Annotated in this window: 1 protein-coding gene; it reads right to left on the reverse strand. The window is 46.7% G+C overall.

Annotation, left to right across the window (positions count from 1 at the left end; all coding sequences use genetic code 11):
- Positions 1–95: 95 nt before the first annotated feature.
- On the reverse strand, positions 96–1,928 hold a 1,833-nt coding region (locus VN105_RS27740; RefSeq protein ID WP_325646393.1), incomplete at its 5' end, for a S9 family peptidase.

Below are 1,928 nucleotides of genomic sequence, written 5' to 3' on the forward strand. Positions count from 1 at the left end.
GGAATTTTTGATAAGATGGCTGAGATCTTTTATGGTAAAACAGTGACTTCATCAAAAATGCTTACCAAATAAAAAGGGGGTGTCCCCCCTTTTTATTATTTTCCTTTTCCTTCCAGCTTCAACAGGAACGAATATTCCAGCGCCACTTCCTCCAGCGCTTTAAACCTTCCGGAAGCGCCTCCATGGCCAGCTTCCATATTAGTATGCAGTAATAACAAATGATGATCCGTTTTTAATTCCCGTAATTTTGCCACCCATTTGGCAGGTTCCCAGTATTGCACCTGCGAATCGTGCAAACCGGTAGTGACCAGCATATTGGGGTAAGCTTTAGCTTCCACGTTATCGTAAGGGGAATAGGACTTCATGTAATCATATGAATCCTTGTTCTTTGGATTGCCCCATTCATCAAACTCACCGGTAGTAAGCGGGATGCTTTCATCGAGCATGGTGGTCACCACATCCACAAAAGGAACCTGCGCTACAATACCGTTGAACAACGCTGGTTCCATATTAGCAACGGCGCCCATCAGCAGGCCGCCGGCGCTGCCTCCCATTGCGTAAAGATGGGCAGAATCTGTATAATGTTGTTGCACCAGGAATTTTGCAGCAGCAATAAAATCCGTGAACGTGTTTTTCTTTTTAAACATTTTGCCGTCTTCGTACCATTGACGGCCCATTTCCTGTCCGCCACGAACATGTGCAATGGCAAAGGCAAAACCACGATCCAGTAAGCTCAACCGGGTGGAGCTGAAGGTGGCATCCATACTGTTGCCATAGGAGCCATAGCCATACAGCAATAACGGTCCTTTACCGTTTTTCTCAAAGGTTTTCTTATAAACTATTGACACCGGGATTTTAGTACCATCCGTTGCGGTAGCAAATAATCTTTCTGTTGCATAATCTTTGGGATCGTAGCCGCCCAACACTTCCTGCTGACGTTTCAATTCACTGGTCCCTGTTTCCATGTTGTAATCATACACCGAGTTGGGCGTGATCATGGATGTATAATTATACCGCAGTTCTTTGCTGTCCATTTCCGGGTTACTGCTTACAGATGCGGTGTAAGCCGCTTCTGAAAAAGGCAGGTATTTTTCGGTATGGGTTTTATCATTGATGATACGGATCTGCGTTAAGCCGCCTTTCCTTTCTTCCAATACGGTAAAATCTTTAAACAGCTCTGCACCTTCCAGCAGCACATCGCTGCGGTTAGGGATCAGCTCTTTCCAGTTTTGCCTGGAAGTTTTATCCAGCGGGGCTTCCATCAGCCGGAAGTTAAGTGCGTTCCAGTTAGTGGTGATATAGAACTTATCATCGCGGTGATCCACATGATACAGCATATCCTTTTCCCTCGGATGAAAAACGCGGAAAGCATCATTAGGTTTGGAGGCATCCAGGATCCGGCTTTCTGAGGAAAGCGTGCTTTCGCTGTTGATGATAATATATTTGCCGGATTTTGTTTTGGAAACGGCAACATCAAACGTTTCATCTGCTTCATGATACACTTCCTTGTCGGCCGCCACGCCCAGCGAGTGCCGCATGATACGATCGGCCCGAAGAGTAACGGTATCTTTGCGGGAATAGAAGAGGGTTTTATTATCGCTGGCCCAGGTGCTGCCGGCGGTGGTTTCATGAATTTCGTCTGTAAGGAGTTCGTTTGTTTCCAGGTTTTTGATCCGGATAGTGTAACGCCTGCGACTTACCGTATCTATCCCGTAAGCGAGCAGTTTGGTATCCGGGCTTACACTCAGCCCCGCTACCTGGCAATAGGCATGACCAGCGGCCAGCTCATTCACATTCAGGATCACCTCTTCCGGCGCTTCCAGGCTGCCTTTTTTGCGGCAATGCACAGGGTACTCCTTCCCTTCTTCATAACGGGTATAGTAATAATAACCGTTTTTAAGATAGGGTACACTCATATCCGTTTCCTT

This window comes from Chitinophaga sp., from assembly GCF_035564935.1.
Classification (GTDB): domain Bacteria; phylum Bacteroidota; class Bacteroidia; order Chitinophagales; family Chitinophagaceae; genus Chitinophaga.